The organism is Paenibacillus phyllosphaerae (genome assembly GCF_014192105.1).
GTDB classification, from domain to species: domain Bacteria; phylum Bacillota; class Bacilli; order Paenibacillales; family Paenibacillaceae; genus Paenibacillus_Z; species Paenibacillus_Z phyllosphaerae.
In genome coordinates this window covers 22247-38338 of sequence record NZ_JACHXK010000019.1, presented here as the reverse complement: position 1 = coordinate 38338, position 16092 = coordinate 22247, and the positions used below count along the sequence as shown (strand labels likewise).

General features: G+C 42.7%; 15 protein-coding genes and 2 pseudogenes. 3 read left to right on the top strand and 14 right to left on the bottom strand.

Going from position 1 to position 16092, the window contains the following annotated elements; all coding sequences use genetic code 11:
- The first annotated feature begins 101 nt into the window (after positions 1-101).
- Positions 102-1151, top strand: a complete 1050-nt coding sequence (locus FHS18_RS27195; RefSeq protein ID WP_183603542.1) for a tyrosine-type recombinase/integrase — start codon at positions 102-104, stop codon at positions 1149-1151.
- Positions 1152-1239: 88 nt separating this feature from the next.
- On the opposite strand, the pseudogene FHS18_RS27190 reads toward FHS18_RS27195, so the two are convergent.
- Both FHS18_RS27190 and FHS18_RS27185 read right to left on the bottom strand, forming a co-directional pair.
- A pseudogene (locus FHS18_RS27190) lies at positions 1240-2451 on the bottom strand (IS256 family transposase).
- A 73-nt stretch (positions 2452-2524) separates the two neighbouring features.
- Positions 2525-2689 carry a hypothetical protein gene (locus FHS18_RS27185; protein ID WP_183603541.1) on the bottom strand — a complete coding sequence of 55 codons (165 nt, stop codon included), beginning with the start codon at positions 2687-2689 and terminating at the stop codon, positions 2525-2527.
- Between FHS18_RS27185 and FHS18_RS35275 the strand changes: the two genes are divergently transcribed.
- A complete protein-coding gene (locus tag FHS18_RS35275; protein WP_343060697.1) occupies positions 2616-2786 on the top strand; it encodes a rhodanese-like domain-containing protein in 171 nt (56 codons plus the stop codon). The two genes, FHS18_RS27185 and FHS18_RS35275, sit on opposite strands and share 74 nt — an antisense overlap.
- 156 nt (positions 2787-2942) lie before the next feature.
- Here FHS18_RS35275 and FHS18_RS27180 read toward each other — a convergent pair whose 3' ends face one another.
- Both FHS18_RS27180 and FHS18_RS27175 read right to left on the bottom strand, forming a co-directional pair.
- A complete protein-coding gene (locus FHS18_RS27180) occupies positions 2943-4178 on the bottom strand; it encodes a PIN-like domain-containing protein (protein WP_183603540.1) in 1236 nt (411 codons plus the stop codon).
- Between the two features lie 52 nt (positions 4179-4230).
- Complete coding sequence (locus tag FHS18_RS27175; RefSeq protein WP_183603539.1) at positions 4231-4701, bottom strand: hypothetical protein; 471 nt, start codon at positions 4699-4701, stop codon at positions 4231-4233.
- Between the two features lie 236 nt (positions 4702-4937).
- Here FHS18_RS27175 and FHS18_RS27170 point away from each other — a divergent pair, with 236 nt between their 5' ends.
- Complete coding sequence (locus tag FHS18_RS27170; RefSeq protein ID WP_183603538.1) at positions 4938-5273, top strand: hypothetical protein; 336 nt, start codon at positions 4938-4940, stop codon at positions 5271-5273.
- A 109-nt stretch (positions 5274-5382) separates the two neighbouring features.
- Here FHS18_RS27170 and FHS18_RS27165 read toward each other — a convergent pair whose 3' ends face one another.
- The 10 genes and pseudogenes from FHS18_RS27165 to mnhG all read right to left on the bottom strand — a co-directional run bounded on the left by FHS18_RS27165 (position 5383) and on the right by mnhG (position 16092).
- Positions 5383-5514, bottom strand: a complete 132-nt coding sequence (locus FHS18_RS27165) for an IS3 family transposase (protein ID WP_183603537.1) — start codon at positions 5512-5514, stop codon at positions 5383-5385.
- A 286-nt stretch (positions 5515-5800) separates the two neighbouring features.
- Positions 5801-6067: a thioredoxin family protein gene (locus tag FHS18_RS27160; protein WP_183603536.1), complete on the bottom strand. Its 267-nt coding sequence runs from the start codon at positions 6065-6067 to the stop codon at positions 5801-5803.
- Complete coding sequence (locus tag FHS18_RS27155; protein WP_183603535.1) at positions 6042-6482, bottom strand: MerR family transcriptional regulator; 441 nt, start codon at positions 6480-6482, stop codon at positions 6042-6044. Before FHS18_RS27155 ends, FHS18_RS27160 begins: the two co-directional genes overlap by 26 nt.
- Positions 6483-7707: 1225 nt before the next feature.
- Positions 7708-8511, bottom strand: coding sequence for a hypothetical protein (locus tag FHS18_RS27150; protein WP_183603534.1), 804 nt, complete (start codon positions 8509-8511; stop codon positions 7708-7710).
- Positions 8512-9212: 701 nt separating this feature from the next.
- The gene (locus tag FHS18_RS27145) at positions 9213-11498 is read right to left on the bottom strand and encodes a hypothetical protein (RefSeq protein WP_183603533.1); all 2286 of its coding nucleotides are present in this window, start codon (positions 11496-11498) and stop codon (positions 9213-9215) included.
- 336 nt (positions 11499-11834) lie between these two features.
- Positions 11835-13325: a flotillin lipid rafts scaffold protein FloT gene (gene floT / locus FHS18_RS27140; RefSeq protein ID WP_183603532.1), complete on the bottom strand. Its 1491-nt coding sequence runs from the start codon at positions 13323-13325 to the stop codon at positions 11835-11837.
- 46 nt (positions 13326-13371) lie between these two features.
- On the bottom strand, positions 13372-13905 hold the full coding sequence (locus FHS18_RS27135; protein WP_183603531.1) for an NfeD family membrane protein: 534 nt from the start codon (positions 13903-13905) through the stop codon (positions 13372-13374).
- Between the two features lie 164 nt (positions 13906-14069).
- Positions 14070-14957 carry an alpha/beta fold hydrolase gene (locus FHS18_RS27130; RefSeq protein WP_183603530.1) on the bottom strand — a complete coding sequence of 296 codons (888 nt, stop codon included), beginning with the start codon at positions 14955-14957 and terminating at the stop codon, positions 14070-14072.
- Between the two features lie 266 nt (positions 14958-15223).
- A pseudogene (locus FHS18_RS34655) lies at positions 15224-15346 on the bottom strand (four-helix bundle copper-binding protein); the annotation flags it as partial.
- 377 nt (positions 15347-15723) lie between these two features.
- A complete protein-coding gene (gene mnhG / locus FHS18_RS27125; RefSeq protein ID WP_183603529.1) occupies positions 15724-16092 on the bottom strand; it encodes a monovalent cation/H(+) antiporter subunit G in 369 nt (122 codons plus the stop codon).

Sequence of the window (16092 nt, the reverse complement as noted above, 5' to 3'; positions counted from 1 at the left end):
TTTCAATCGATACCGTTCTTTTGAATCCCTCTACCCTCTTAGTTATAAACTCTGGCTATTCAGGAAATAGCTGGTGGTAATTTAGTTATGAGGTGAGCCACTTGAAGGTACAAGAACAAATAGATTTTGATACACTACAGGTAAAGATTCAGTTACTTCCTGAATTCGTATTCCAATTTGTGCATTTTAAATTGGGCGAGAATTTATCCCCTTCTTCTCTGCTAGAATATTCTAGAGATTTCAATCATTTTTTTACCTGGATGCAGAGTGAACTATTATCCTCCTCTGTTAATAATATTGTAGAGATTCAGACATGCCACTTAGAGCAACTTACGATTGAACAAATACGAGAATATGAAGGATATCTCCGTATTGTTGAAAACAGAATGGACCGTTCCATATTACGTAAGATTCATTCGATACGTTCTTTGTTTAATTTTCTTCACGATATAGCTGAGAATGTTAATTGCGAACCTTTACTAAGAAAAAATGTTTTTCGCAAAATTTCTTGGAGTAGAATTTCTAATCCGATGACTAGTGCGCGAGAAATTCAGACTCGGGTATTAGTTTCTGAAGAAGCAGAAGACTTCATTACCTATATTCGAACAGAATTTCGAAATAAAAATGCGGATAATCTTCAAGCAATATGGAACTACGAACGAAATGGACTGCGAGACATATGTATCATTACTCTTATGTTGAAATCAGGATTACTTGTGAGTGACATTGTGAACCTGAACATAGGTGACCTTTCCTTACCTGACAAATATATAGATATCACTCGACAATGGGCAGGACAAAGGAGTAATCATACCGTTGTGTTTAGTGATTCTACTCGAGAGGACCTAGTCAAATATCTAAAAGTGCGAGAATTAGTCTATGACCCCAATAACGCTGAAAGAGCATTGTTTTTAGCAGTACCCAATGGTCAAAAAATCGGTAAAAGAATGTCTAAAAGAGCCGTTCAGGAAATGGTGAAAAAATATGCTGTCAAATATGGGAAGCCCGAACTGACCACCAGACAATTAAGGCACACCTTTGGATTAGAACATCAGAAAAAAAGCAGTTTAGTTAAGACTAAAGAGCAGCTTGCATTGAGAAGTATTGAAACGACTGAGAAATATCATATATTATCAGAATTGCTTGATTAACCCTTTAACTAGGAGATGAAACAGGGCTATTCGATAGAGGTTTACGGGTCTGTAAAGCTTTTTGTGTAAACTCTCTTGAAGCAAAAAGCTAACACAAATAGTGACCGATCCGGTCGGGGAAGAAAACGGAGAGCTGGAGGAGCATCTGGCCCCAGTTCTGCACACGCCCTGTCCATTTTCGAGTGACATCCATCGTCGCTAAGTAGAGCATTTTCAACAGCGCTTCGTCGCTTGGGAAAATGCTTTTTCCTTTGGTGACCTTACGAAGCTGGCGATGGTAACTCTCAATCATGTTCGTCGTGTAGATCAACTTACGGATCTCCGGCGGGTACTTGAAGAAGGTGGAGAGCTCCTCCCAATTGTTGCGCCAGGAACGGACAATGAGGGGGTATTTGCTACCTCAAGTGTCTCAAAACGATCCAGCTCTAACAAGGCTGCTTCTTCGGTTGCCGCTTTGTAGATGGGCTTTAGATCCGCTGTGACCTTCTTCAAGTCCTTGTAGGAGACATAACGCGTCGAATTACGAATCTGGTGGATGATGCACTTCTGGATTTCCGTATGTGGATAGCAGGCAGAAATAGCCTGAGAGAAGCCTGTCAGGTTATCCACACAGGTGATGAGGATGTCTTGGACGCCACGGTTACGCAGGTCGTTTAGAACGCTGAGCCAGAACTTCGAGGACTCGTTCTCCCCAATCCACATGCCCAGCACGTCCTTGTTGCCATCTAAATCGATGCCAATGACCATGTACGCCGCCTTGCTCACAATGGCGCCGTCTTGCTTCACTTTGTAATGAATGGCGCCCATGAAGACGACCGCGTAAATGCCCTGCAGCGGCCGATTCTGCCATTCTTTGATGAGAGGGACTATCTTGTTCATCACGTTCGAAATCATCGTTGGCGAGACGTCAATGCCGTACAGCTGATTCAGGTGGTCCTGGATGTCCCGTGTGCTGACACCTTTGGCGTACATGGCGATAATCTGGTCCTCAATGCCGGTCACGGTGGACTGATGCTTCTTCACGATGACAGGCTCGAACTCACCGTTACGGTCTCGTGGGACGCTAATCTCGACGTCTCCGTACTCGCTCGTGACGGTCTTCTTACTCTTTCCGTTACGGCTCTTAGACGTCGTTTTACTCTTCACGTCGTGCTTCTCGTAGCCCAGCTCCGTGTCCAATTCCGCCTCCAGCATCGATTGCAGCGTCTCTGCAAACGCTCTTTCAGTGCGGATTGCACATCGTCTTGAGGTTGTTCTCCTTCACGAACGCCTTCACTTGTTCCTTATTAAATCTCGCCATGTGTGCCATCCTCTCAAACCAACCTTTCTCTCATTGTAATCTAAATTCGGTTTGAGAGTTTACACAGAATATTTTACAGACTCAGGTTTACCGCCCTCAAATAAAACACCACTAATAAGCCGGACACATACCGGGCGCTAAGCACGTCCCGGTTGATGAATTGCGTGAGCGAATGGACGAGCTCGACGCGTCCAAAAAACCTTCTCGTATACTGCCAGGTTGGATATCGCGGCAACATGGCAACACGGATTCTCCTGCAGAATGGATTTAAGGCTGCAAACTTGACTGGTGGCTATAAGTCGTATGAAGTGGATTTGTTTCAGCCAGAAGGCTAAACGTAGAATGGGGCCAATAATTGGCCCATGAGATTGTAGAGAAACCCTACAATTATTCAAACGTAGGGTTTCTCTTTGCTTTCTGTGATGAATAGAGGAAGCGAAGTAACTCTTACATTTCCTTCGCCTTACGATCTAGCGAGACACTTTCACTGCTTATTTCTCTCGAAATAAAATACTTCTGGGGTCATCTATCACATTTGACAATTCTTTAAGATCAATACGGTCATAATAAGTTCTTAGATTCTGAGTACTCACCATTATTCTTTGGTCAGTTTTTACCGCAGCAAGTTTACCGCCACAATGAATTGTTGGATAGGTATTTATTGTGACTGAGTCTCGCTTTGAGGTAATTGGAAATGCATAAAATATTCCATTGGAAATTTCTTCATACAGAAGCACTGGAGTAACATTATCAGAAAGGGAACTCTTTTTTATGTAATAAATATCTCCAGGTTTCGGGCCATTGATTATTTCTTCAAATACCCTATCCCGTTCTTCCTCGTTGATAGCATTTATTTCTTCAACGGCTTTAGAAGTATCAGGAAGGTCAAAGACTTGTTTCGAGGCTTGTTCAATAAACGTACTGTAGGTGTAGATTTGAATCAATTGTCCTGTTATTCTATAAAATTCATTTAATAGCTCAGGATGGGGATTTCTGATTTCATTATTTATTTCCCACCAATCAGGCTTTACATCATCAGTAATAAAAATAACAGGTCGACTCTCTGCTTTTGCATGTTCAATTAGTTCTTTCCAAATAATCAGATCTCCATATTTTTTATAATTTTCTTTTTTGTCAGCGTCTTCAAAGCCTGGAGGGATACAAAGGTTGTAGCGGCGCTCACCTTCTTCATATATTTTTATAAGGTCTTCTGGATTAAACCCATCACCAATACTATCACCAAAAATTTCGAAAATTTCTTTAGATATCGGATCTTCGGCCTTTAGATTGAACCCGTCGTAATACTCTTTTCTTTCCAGCTTGTCAGGGTAAAGATCAAACTTACGAACGATTATTTCCTTTAAGTTATTGAGTTCAATTTGCAAATCAGTTGCAAGTTCTGTACGAAATCTAATACCGGACTTCTCTACACTAGATGCTAAGGCTTCTATGTTCTTTTTGAAGTATTGTTTTGTGTATTGCAAAGCTTTAAGCTCGGCATCAATAACCATTCGCCGGTTGGAGAAGAATTCTTTACCCACTTGGTAAGGCATCCAGAGGCGATTCTTAAATGTCTCTAGAACGTGAAAAAATTGACGTCGCGCAATTGGAGTCATTTTATAAGCATTTAGTAGTGTATTTGTATCCAAAGAGATTATGGCGTCTGTCCAAAGGATACTTGAAATATCATTATCGTAGCCTATATGTGCGAAAAATTTAGATTGCACTATTGTAGTCCACTCCCTGTTAATACTTTTAGACTCTTCTAAAAACCGAGTATTAGTTTTCAGAGCTTTCGGCATTAAAAATCTTGCTTATCTTTATATTAGGGATGTATTTTGGATTGATTATTATCTGCTTGTATCTTGAGCAATCTTTAGAAACCATTTTGGTATAGACCTCATCCACAGTATTTTCTCTGAGAACCTCAGTGTCATGAAACTTATATTGAGGAGCAATCAAAATATCAAAATCGAGTTCTCGCTCCTGAGAGCACATACAAATGAGGTTAGCTAATTCCTTTGATACCCCGGCAAAGTGTCTGATTCTTAAATTGTCAGGTAGATCTTCAAAACTAAGCTCCAAGATAATTTGATCGGCTGAAATCTGATTCCACTCCAAAAACAGAGAACAGTATATTGCCTCCCCATAAATACCATTTGATATGGAAACCTCTTCTCTATCCGACTGAGTTAATTTTACTTGATAGAAACGGTCTGGTAGCACCATCTTCACCTTAAATTCAACCATAATTAGTTCCTCCGAGTCACGTAATTTTACAGTTCTTTTTTCAACTTACCACAACGAATTCCATTGTTTCATTACATTCTACTACAGTAAAAAGATTCCTTCCTTGTTAACGTGTATCGGATTAATAATTCAATTCACTGTGCAATTAAAGGCTGGGTGTCATTGATTCGTTCTAGCTGTTCGTACTCTAGCATAACGATACAGTATCTGAGAGAGGGAAGGAAGTGTTTGGAATAATGGATATAACTGATACTCTGGGGGTAAAGGATGACGAAATGGAAGAGATAAAATTACGCTTATCCCCTAATTCTCTTACATTATTGAAACATCATTGTGGTGAGAATAAAGAACTAATAAATTTCTGTTTAACTGAAGCATTGAAGTTGGCAATTATCAAAGTGGTCGTACCACCTCTGGAGATCAATGAAACTAATGAACTCTTAGTGGTTGACGATGTGAAATTAGAAGAACGAATCAAGGAGTATCTTCTGGCGCGTGAAAATGGACTTCCTTTACTTAATTACTATACTCGTAAAAATTGGGCCAAGAGAAAACTTACTATAAGAAAGTGAGTAAAAGAGGTGATCTGTAGAACAAAGTCGTTAGCTTATCAACAAAAGGAGCAGTTGCCGCGGCTGAACTGCATCCCGTCAAGTGGACAGTATAAATAATAAAAGTCAGTTAAGCGGCCTTGGTCCTGAATTCTATCGGACTGAGGCCGTTTAATTTTGCTTGTAATCGTTCGTAATTGTAAAAGTGAATGTAGGCCTTAATGTCTCTTTCAAGCCCCTCAAAAGTTCGGTACGAATGCAAATAATATTAGTTTCGTATTTTTTTTCGCTCGACCATAGGCGAGTACGTCTTATGGTCGCGGAGCTGAACCCTTGAATACGTTTGTCTTCTTCATACAATCTCCATAACTCACTTAAGTTCATAAATAAAACCTCTCCTTTAGAAGCTATAAAATCTAGTTTGCTTCTAAGGAGAGGTTTTAATAATCAGCGTGTTGAACTAGCGTTCTCCGATAGCGTAACGTCAATCTGAGTCAAACCACAATTCTCCATCATGACCAAGTGCAAAGTACAGCCGGATGTTGGGTCTATTTGTGAAACAGGTTTCGTACGATTTCCGCTACTTTCCCCTTCTTAAGCTGTTCCGGCGACACCGCTTTACCATCCAAAGTAACCGCAGGCCAGGATTCGATTCCATATTCCGCCGCTTTGGCTTGCATCTGCGACTTGGTGCCTGGGCTACCCGTGTTGTAAACGAAATTGGAGCATCGCGGGCAAGTCAACTCTCTGACTAGGGCTTCGAGTTCCTCCAATTGAGGGCTGCCGTCTTTAAAAATCTCGATCGTTTTGCTCATTAGCATCGTCTTTTCTTAATCTTTTTAACACGGGGCAATTGGGTTTGGGAGAAGGGTCAAAATGCGCAGGACGTTCGACCGCTTGCTCCAGCAGCGATTTGAAGCTCGCCAACCGGGTGATCTTTTCATTGATTTCCTTTATTTTTGCGATCGCTAGCGCCTGTATCTCCTCCGCTGGAAAGTAGCTCTCCTGATTGATCACCGCCAGAAGTTGCTTGATTTCATTCAACGAAAAACCGATATCTTGCGCTCTCTTGATCAACCTAATATCTTCGACAGCGGTTGTGGAATACATCCGATACCCCGACTCGCTTCTGGCCGGCTTTGGCAGCAACCCGCGCTTTTCGTAATATTTGACGGTTTCTAGGTTAACGTTCGCCGCTCCGGCCACTTGACTGATCGTGAGTCTATTCATCGCGCAACCTCCTCCCATTAATTATGATAAACCCCGGACTATGGTGCCGGGTCAAGCGATGAATTGCCCGAAGAAATAGATTTCCGTAATGAATCCGAAAAAACTTGCCATTACCTTTGATATGGCTCGCTGCGCATGATCTTAAATGAGAAAACGACAGCCTTCTGCGACTGCCGCTTCACTGTAATCGTTGAGCTATTGTTCCCGGCTAGTTCGATGGTGTCCGTTTAACCTGTAACGCTAGAAAAAAGAAACCATTGAGTATAACCAACAAAAAATGCATGAAGTAGGGGATATAACCAGGCAATATGTAGTGAACCGTTTTAATGTGGTCAATTATAAAGTAACTCCACATCATTTGATAAATCAAATTGCAAAGCAAGATGATATATGTTATTCGCCTATCTTCCATCCATTCTCTAGAACACAAGGCATATCCCATGGAGACTTGTATAAGACACCACAATAAACCTATCGGTACGAACCTCCAACCCCAAAAGTACTCTAATATTGGAGGGAAGTACAACAATCCCTGAAATACAGTCAATATTCCGAGAATTCGCAAGTTAGTGAAGTTGATGGCAAACCCTCCATCTCTGGTACACAGCATTAAATCATTCTCTGAATATCATACCATATATTGGAACTGACCTGCCATTAAGTTCAACGACGAACGGCGGCCGATCGTGTGGTCTCTCTGATGTGACACGCTGGACTGCTAAAGAATCTTTTCTCAAACCAGGAAAGAAAAACCACCCAAACTCGGGCGGTTTTCACAATATCCCCATTTAAGTAAAGTATCGCCAATCTAAGTTAATTCACAGTTGACTAGTCAAGATATCAACCTCTGAATAACAACTTAAAGACAAGATTTTACTTATTTAATCAGTTCTCCGTTCATGATTATTTTGAAATCTAGTTAATACGGTTATGAACAAGAGTGCGTTTATTCCAAGAAGAATAAACAAGTATAACGATGGAATTTTGGTTATTACCAATACCGCTGTGCCTGAGATAATCAGACCTAAATTCTCTTTTCTATACTTTTTGTAGTCTTCATTTTTATACTTAATCAACCTATAAGTAATTAGTATGTCAATAAGCACAACGACTAATACTGCAAAAACATATATCATCATACAACGTCCTCTCCAAATGGAATAAGGATTTGATAGCTATAAAAACTTCATAGCTATCAAATCCTAAATATTAATATTCTTGTGGATTACATGTTATTAACATAACCATACGCTTGCCCAATATGAGTTTCCATACTATTAAACTGATCGATTGCGACACCAGCAGCTGCTGCAGATGCTGCACCACCAGCGAGTGCACCAACTACGGTTCCCCACGTAACAATTGTTGTTCCTAAAGCAACTGCTAGCGAGGCTAGAGCAGCTTGATAGGCAGTGTAATCATTTGAAAACATATCAATATTAGACCGTGCTGAATCAAAGAATGTAACTGTAGGAGCAACTGTTTTAGATACATGAGAACCTGAAGCTTTCAGATTATCAGAATCAGCGGCAAAATCTACATCGCTGTAAGTCGCAAAAGTAAATTTCTTGTAGTCGCTAGTGCTATAATAGTGGGAATATGCAGCTACACCACCTGTAGCATTCAATGCTGTAATTCCGCTACTAAGGGCGTTACTATTATCCTCACCTGTTTCTAACAACTCACCGTCAACATAAATCTCTTTGTTTTTTGTTAATCGATAGTTTCTTGTTTCAGTACCATCTGCAAACTCAGCTTGGTACTCTTTAATGCTACTATATTTTGGTTCCAATGTGTAATCGTTAGTCTTTGTTACTGTAAAGAGAGTATCTTGGCCTTCTTTACTAAGTGTAATAGTAGTATTAGTGGTAACAGTACCGAGAAACTCATTATTAGCTGTGTAAAGATTTCTTGAAGTTTGAGTTGATTGAGTATCAGATTTCTCAGCAGCGAAACCAGTAGCAGCAAGTGATGTTGTGACTAAGCCGACAGCAAGAACCGTAGATAAACTCTTCTTGAATCCATTCATACCTTTTTTGAAACCTCCATACAAGTTATTTGCCTTACATTCCATAATATACCATAGGAATGAATGGAAATGTAATATTACAAATGAATTACAAAAATTAAAAAATTCTAACAAAAAGATTTGTTGACAAAACCGAATTGTCATTATTCACTTTATACCGGACTCAACTTTCATAGACACGATAAATAACCACTTCGTGTAGAAGTCGAGTCCTAATAAATATTCTTGGCTTAAAGCTTCGCTGAATACTTGGGGGCATCATCCAGAGTTGGCCTTAACAAGCAGCAATCTCGTATCGCTCTGCAACATTGCCATGACAGATGAATAAAACACCTAAATGATTATATTATCACCTTTAGAAATGAGCTGGAATAAAGCCCCTATCATTGAAGCACATAATGGATGGTCACACACATCAATCATCAGATTACCGAAGTATTGTATCCACCTTGACGATCAGGCAACAGCCTTCTCATGCTTGTTTTTGATATGCTGAATGCAAACCCTGTCATAATCGCCGGCTTATTGCGGAAGACTCCGTGATTGATCCTCTTCTGCTTGGTCATGATTTGTCTGGTACTGCTAGTTAGAACGTAACAAACAAGGACGAACACAGATTTCGCATTCGTCCTTTGATTATCTTTTTGAGCTATTGGATTTCTAACTGCTACAAGCCCGCAGATGTCTCCAGCATATATAAATCAGTAGTTCTTAATTACATTCAATGCTTTTAATTGTCTTTCGAGAAAATGAACCCAGTATGCTTTCTTATTCATCTCGACTTTAGGCACGATTCGTTCAAAAATCTCTAATATTCGAGCTCTACGTTTCACATCTGATTTTTGACCACTAAAAGAAAAACACTCCTCCCATTCATTGTCCCAGATATACTTCTGTGGTTCGATATCCGCTGGAATAGTATTAAGAAATACCATGCGAACTTCATCTTTCAGGTCCTGAGCTACCTTTTCTTTTATATGGTCAAGAATAAGCAGTGATGCTTCATCGTCTAGTTGAGTAACAAGAATAGATTGGCTTAGAAAATCGTTGAAGTGAGTCATAAAGCACATATGAAAATCGTCTAATGGTTTTAGTATCATATTTGAATTACCATAATGAGTCTCTTTATACCACAATCTTTTAGTAAGGGCTTTGGTTATCGCGTAATGGGGAGGGCGAGCGTCATCATATACTTCCTTTTGTATTCTTAAAAAATCTTCTCTTGCTTTTTGATAAACGGTATTGATAATACTAGCATCGTACCTAAGCTCTATTGGTTTCTCTAGCTGTGCTTCATGGACAGATTCAGCGACTGAGACTACTTTAGATACGAACTCCTCAGCGTCCTTGCGATTTTTGATAACTCTTGTCTTCCGTCTTGCACCTTCTTCGTACACATCATAGCGTAAAAACATGGTTCTTAGTGCATTTAACTCAGAGATATCATGCTGGTCCGTATTCATTTTTCGTAACGCTTGTTCTTGCAATTTTATCAACTCATGTTCTCTTTCCTGCTCATAGGTCTCTTCAGACCAATCATCCTTGTTTAATCTGTGATAGTGGCTGTAGCAGATAAGTATCTTTTTCTTCAGTGCAGTGTCTAATAAGTTCTTCAGTATTTTCTTTGTAACTTCGTTCATAGGATCATCAGAACGTTCTATTACAGCAATAACGTCAAAATGCGAATAGTTAATTAAAATACTTCCTTCCAACGAGCCGGTATCAGAATTACTGTGCCCATAGCCCACTATATCGTGAAGTGAAACTGTTGCATACTTGCCATTAAACTCTTGATTATATGGCACTTTCACTTTAGCTCTCTTCACCAATGGAGTAATCGATTTGCCAATATCAGATGAGTCTCGACTGAAAAAGAAGCGCAGCATGTTCCAAGCCTCTTGCAGGGAATAGACTCCATGATAACCTTTAATCGTATTAGAATTTTCTATTATACCGAACCCCGGAGAGCCTCCTATGGTTGTCTGCTTTGCTCGAGTTGTTTCTGCCTCTTTTAGAATGTTATAAACTCTTTTTTGTATATACTCGTAAATCATAGAGATAATTTTCCCTTTTGAATTCAAGGGATTAGTGTTACTGTCTAAATCATTCTCTAACTTTTGATGCATATATTCGATTAAAAAATCTCTTGTTGAAATACTGGTTACCTCTTCTTTGCGAGTTACATTCATATACCAATCTTCGATCATGGCATAAAGGGTGTTCCAAAAAGCATTTAACTCAATATCAAGCGATGACTTCGCATCTATTTTATATTGACCCAATACATGTCGAATAATAAATATATTCTGTTCATCTGCATTATTGAAAGCCTCTACGCATTCTTCAAGTAAGCCATCAGAAACAAGGCCTTGGCCACATTTAAGCGAGATATATTTTTTGATAAATGCTGCAAGAGCATCCTGTACTCTTGGAATAATCCATTCTTTATCATGAAACACGATCTTAAAATCATAGGTTAAATCATTCGAAAGCACATACTCCGTTGGGAATGTAGTCGTTCGATTGGCATTAATAACGGGGAAGTTAACGTTGTCTGGAAGGGAGCTGCAGCTTTTAATAATGGTGCTTTTTCCAGCTCCTGTCCTTGCCGCCAGAAGAATCTGATAATCGGATTTTTGTTCTTGCAAGCCTAATTCTTCTTCAATAGTCAGATGTTCAAATTCACGTCTGCCTATTTTGTAGGCAACTCGTTCAACTTGTGCATGGATGCGAGTAAAAGCCTCATCTTTAAGATCCATTTTTAATTTACTAGCCAATTGCAATTTAAATCCATTCTCGATTATGCGCTCAATCTGCTCCAACCTTAAAGTATTAAATGGAGTTTCATAAAGAAAATAATTAAAGGCAATTTTAAATAATCCAAATTCCTCTTTATTGATAACCCCAACAGTGCGTACACGCCCATCATCCCATCTAACGTCAATTGTGCCGTTCGACATGTATGTGTAGCGAATATCTCTAATCATTGCAGCGACCTCCCCATTGATGACTTAGTTGTCAGCCATGATCGTTTAATTCTGCCAAGGAAAAGTTATTCTCTACAATTCAACTGACACAATTTCAATATATTTTTGGCAGTTGAATAAAATAACTCAGTCTTATGATAAATTTGACGATACTTGTCTGTTCCTCGTACTACATCATTCTTAGGTGCATTGATTTTCTGTTTATAGTTAAGGCCAGTTTTCTAATTTGGTTCCCCAAACCTACCTTAGAAATTGAAAAACAAACGACCTCCGTCCCAAGAGATCACAGGACAAAGATCGTTCAATTGATTCAGACTTTTCCTACTTACCCTACTGTTACCTATCCTCTGGAACTCGCAATTCTTTGTTCGCGCTGCGGCCGCTCGTCAAGTTTTTGACTAACTCATTCACGTCCAGTCCCGAGACGCTCTTCAACATCTCTGGTGCGGTAGCCATCAGCGAAGTTACATAATTGCTGACACGAGCTGCGCCTTCGCCATGGCCCGTATCCACAACGGTCAACTTGTCGATGCCTTTAATCGGCTCTGCTACTTTGCCTGCCAGCTCCGGCAACATCTTGACGACGATATCAAGCACAGCCGCTTCCCCGAATTTCTCGAAGGCCTGCGCCAACTTTTCCTTCGCTTCGGCTTCCGCCAGGCCGCGCAGACGAATGACTTCGGCTTCCGCTGTACCTTTGGCGCGTTCAGCCTCCGCAATCGCCAGTCCTTCCAAACGCTTCTGTTCGGCATTCGCTCTCGCCTCCGCCTCGATGCGATATTGAAGTGCATCCGCTTCACGAAGCTTCTTGGCTTTATCGGCCTCGGCCGCTTGCTCGACGGAGTATCGCTCGGCATCCGCTTTCTTCTTTACTTCGGAGTCGTATTGCTTTTCCCTGCGGAGAATTTCCTTTGCCTCCAGGTCAATCTCGCGCTCTTTGCGAACAAGCTCGACTCGCATTTGTTCTTCCACGACGGATTGTTTAGCCCGAGCCTCTTGTACCGCGTAAGCCTGATCGGCTTCTGCCTTAGCGGTATCTTGCTCTTTTTTGAATGACGCTACTTTTAATTCCTTTTCTTTGCTCGCCTCAGCAATGTTCGTGTCGCGCAGCAATTCCGCCTTCTGGCCTTCCTCTTCCGCACGTGCTTTTTGAATTCTAGCGTCCCGTATCGCTTCCGCTTGCGCGATGTCCGCATCTCGTTTGACAACCGCAATTCGTGGTTTACCTAGCGCTTCCAGGTAACCGTGCTTGTCGCGCACATCCTTAATCGTGAAGGAGACGATGACCAGACCCATTTTCTTCAAATCACGCGCTGCAACGCCTTGCACCTCTTGGGCGAATTTATCCCGGTTGCGGTACACCTCTTCCACGGTCATAGATCCTAAAATCGCGCGCAGGTGACCTTCTAGCACCTCCTGTGCTTCCGATTTCAACGACTCAATTGGCTTGCCCATGAACTGCTCAGCTGCCGTCGCGATATCTTCGACCACGCCGCCGATTTTGATAATCGCGACGCCATCCGCCAGTACGGGCACGCCTTGCTCCGTGTACACCTCAGGGGTGGAGACATCCAGCTTGTGGGACAGCAAGGATAGATACTCGGCTTGTTGGAAGATCGGAATAATGAACGAGCCGCCTCCACGCACGATTTTTATTTTGCGCTGGGCCTCATCTGTTATGACATTGCTGCTGCCCAGGAACGAACCGGTCACTATCATCGCCTCGTCCGGACCAACCGTCTTGTATCTGGCCCAGAATGCCAACCCCAGCACCACCAATACACCTACTACAATTGCGGGAATCACCATATAATCGGGGATATTCATTGCGAAAAACTCCTCTCGTTTTTAAAATGTGTGGTTTCACTTCGACTTAAAGCTCAATACTTGCTACCTGGAGTACCCCCTCCTTCTCTTCAACTTCCACCACGACTACCTTGGCGCCGGCAGCAATACCGACTCCTTCGTAGCTTGATGCGATATGATGGGTGTAACTCGCCCCCACTCGAAGCGTCACCTCGCCGTAGCCTTGGGCAGGTACAGGCGTGAGCACTTCGGCGATGACTCCGACTAGCTCCATTACGGAGTAGCCGACCGAGTTCTCGCTTCGTTCCATGGGACGGATATATAGGAAGTAGAAGGCAAGCGTAAGCAATTGCGCGACTATGCACGCCAGCACCATCACGATGGCTGTACCGAGCCCGGTATATTCCTTCAATAAAAGTCCCGCTCCGCCAAAAGTCGTGATCCATCCCGCCACCGTCATCGGCTGCCACATCCGAATGCCATCCACCGACAGAAAATCCAATGCGCCGTCGAGCGCCACGCTTAACCAATCCCCGAGCACTACACTGACAAGTGCGAACAACACACCACCGAACAGGCAAGACAGGAATAACGTCTCCATTGTGCAAACCTCCACTTTTTATAGATCGTCCTTCCGAAATACAGCACTAGATAAGGATGGCTTCGATGACGAATGGCAGTGAAATCAGCCCTGTGACGAGGAACGGATTCATCCAATTGCATGCTTCGATGAATAGCGTCTCTAATGCTTCCATCCCACACCTCCTACGAGTAAGTTTCATGATAAAACATGGCTAGAAATCGTTGAATATCGTCATTCATCCGCCTCTTGACTTGCGGTGGAGGAAAATGTCCGCCTTCGTACACGATCGATCCGGCAAGATTGGGAATGACTTCCTTGGCTCGCTTCGCAACCTCCTCGCCCGGGAAGAAGAGATCTCGGCTACTCGCTAACACTAATGTAGGAGCACGATAGTAGAATAACTCCTCCGTGTCAACGAGCTTAGGCATGTTGCGTTCAAGCTTTACATATTGCAAAATCTCACCTAACACGCGACTCTCCTCATCGTCTATAGCGCCTATTGCCATGGCATCTGCAATTCGATTCAACGAAGCGGAGGAGCGGAACAGCCGGTAACCAAGCAGAGGGACCAGAACGTCGCGGATCATCCGGCCTGTGGGACCGGCGATCATACCGGCAGGATTAACGAGGATCGCGCAGGCGATCCTCTCCGGCATGCATGCCGCTAGTCGCAGTATGAGTCCGCCTCCATAGGAAGGACCAATGAAAGCAGATCGTTTCAGTCCGTAATGCGTCAAAATATCCGCCAGCCAATAGGCAAAACTGTTATCCTGCGCAGAGATCCTTCGCTCACTGCTTCGTCCTGGGTGCCCGATCGTGTCCGGTGCAATAATGCGATATTCCTGAAGCAATGGCCGGAACCAGGATAGCGTCATCGGGTTGAGGCAATTGCCGCCTTGCAGAATGACAAGAGGCTGCGCGTTCGGAGGACCCGATTCGAGCACGTGCGTTGCGCCGTAGCGCGTCTTTACATAGGTTCTTTCGAAAGGTACGGCAAGCTCCGTTAAATAGCTTTCGTAACTGCTCAGTAATGCTTCTTTCCCTTGTTGGCTTCGATAGATCGTTTCCATCACAATCCCCCTTCGACGAATTGAAAACAAAAAGAACCCGCCACCAACGGCGCTGTGTATAGACACAGCAATCCCTTGGTGACAGGCTCCTCCAGGAACAGCAATATTCAGCTATTCAATATGGACTCTGAAAAAAGACAAAAAGAGCCCTTGGTGACAGGCTCCTCCGGGTAAAACATGTATTCCGTTGTGCTTACTATGACAATATCATAACTCAAATCCCTGATTTTGTAAATGGGGAAATTCGTATTTTAAGCAGCCATCTCTCAGCAAGCTCCGGCGCACGCAAAGCAAGCGTCGGCACATCGTTGGCAATGTTCATGCTCATGCTGCTCACACGCGTTGCCGCAAGCTTCGCATACTTTAGCACAGAGGAGGCAAGCCTCCTTGTTATGGTACAAGTCTATATACCCTAATGTAGAGGAATCGATGCATACGATTAAGGTTTCCCGTGATCTCCATCAACATTTCTTTTGACAACCATTTTATAGGTATCAATAAATGCTGTGGGATCAGAATGGACCTGGTAGGAGTAGACGCCTCTATTCGTATGCAAATACAGAAGGCCCTCCTCCACCCCCATTCTTCTGTAGGACATGTCATAGACCTCGCTTAAAGGAAACTCTCGAGCGAACGTTACAATTTTGGCGGTGTACAAGGATAGGACACGGTTATGCAGGATGGTCGAAGGTCCCTCCGAAGACAGGTTTCGTTCAATCTTGTAATAAGGATGTTGAGCAATCAATACAGTCATCACGACCTCCTACTAAGCATCCTCTCTGATATGCTCTCGTACTTGCTTCAGTTCATCCTGCACGCTCTCTTTCCATAACGGGACGCCGGTTCGATAGGCCGCCCGCCCATTCAAGTGTCCTGCAACAGGCGAGGTCAGGAACACGAACACGATACCGAGCAGGATTTTCGCGCTGATATGATCCAGATAGAACATGAAATAGAAGAATGATCCGCTCAAGATGATGAGGACGCCAAGAGTCGCACTCTTGGTCGCGGCATGCGACCTTAAATACACATCAGGAAGCCGAATAAGTCCGAAGGTGCTGATCGCACAGATGATTGCCCCGATCAAGATGAACAGTCCTAACGCATGTTCTCCGAAAGCTTGAATTGTCTCCAT

Bases quoted from the DNA above. Each gene is read 5' to 3' on its own strand.
- FHS18_RS27185 (WP_183603541.1), bottom strand. From the start codon at position 2,689: ATGTTGCCGCGATATCCAACCTGGCAGTATACGAGAAGGTTTTTTGGA.
- FHS18_RS27175 (WP_183603539.1), bottom strand. From the start codon at position 4,701: ATGGTTGAATTTAAGGTGAAGATGGTGCTACCAGACCGTTTCTATCAA.
- FHS18_RS27170 (WP_183603538.1), top strand. From the start codon at position 4,938: ATGGATATAACTGATACTCTGGGGGTAAAGGATGACGAAATGGAAGAG.
- FHS18_RS27160 (WP_183603536.1), bottom strand. From the start codon at position 6,067: ATGAGCAAAACGATCGAGATTTTTAAAGACGGCAGCCCTCAATTGGAG.
- FHS18_RS27155 (WP_183603535.1), bottom strand. From the start codon at position 6,482: ATGAATAGACTCACGATCAGTCAAGTGGCCGGAGCGGCGAACGTTAAC.
- FHS18_RS27150 (WP_183603534.1), bottom strand. From the start codon at position 8,511: ATGAATGGATTCAAGAAGAGTTTATCTACGGTTCTTGCTGTCGGCTTA.
- FHS18_RS27145 (WP_183603533.1), bottom strand. From the start codon at position 11,498: ATGATTAGAGATATTCGCTACACATACATGTCGAACGGCACAATTGAC.
- floT (WP_183603532.1), bottom strand. From the start codon at position 13,325: ATGAATATCCCCGATTATATGGTGATTCCCGCAATTGTAGTAGGTGTA.
- FHS18_RS27135 (WP_183603531.1), bottom strand. From the start codon at position 13,905: ATGGAGACGTTATTCCTGTCTTGCCTGTTCGGTGGTGTGTTGTTCGCA.
- FHS18_RS27130 (WP_183603530.1), bottom strand. From the start codon at position 14,957: ATGGAAACGATCTATCGAAGCCAACAAGGGAAAGAAGCATTACTGAGC.
- mnhG (WP_183603529.1), bottom strand. From the start codon at position 16,092: ATGGAGACAATTCAAGCTTTCGGAGAACATGCGTTAGGACTGTTCATC.